Raw genomic sequence first — 254 nt, 5'->3', positions numbered from 1 at the left:
ACCGTCCGCGGCGATGTCGACGGCGTGGCCCTCACCGGCATCACCCTCGCCACCGCGGATCTGCGCCCCGGCGAGGCGTTCGTCGCGATCCAGGGCGTCAACCGGCACGGCGCGGACTTCGCCGCGACCGCCGCCGAGAAGGGCGCCGTCGCCGTCATCACCGACGAGGCCGGAGCGGTCATCGCGGAGTCCGCCGGCCTCCCGATCCTCGTGGTCGACGATCCTCGCGCCGTCCTCGGCGACCTCAGCGCCTG

The 254-nt window shown here is 74.8% G+C and carries 1 protein-coding gene; it reads left to right on the top strand.

Annotation, left to right across the window (positions count from 1 at the left end; genetic code table 11):
- A partial coding sequence (locus DSP71_RS23400) for a Mur ligase domain-containing protein (RefSeq protein WP_258546335.1) occupies positions 1 to 254 on the top strand: 254 nt, incomplete at both ends.

The organism is Microbacterium sp. H6 (genome assembly GCF_003314775.1).
In the GTDB taxonomy this organism is placed as follows: domain Bacteria; phylum Actinomycetota; class Actinomycetes; order Actinomycetales; family Microbacteriaceae; genus Microbacterium; species Microbacterium oxydans.
Note: the sequence above shows the minus strand (reverse complement) of the source record. Positions and strands in the feature narration are given on the sequence as shown.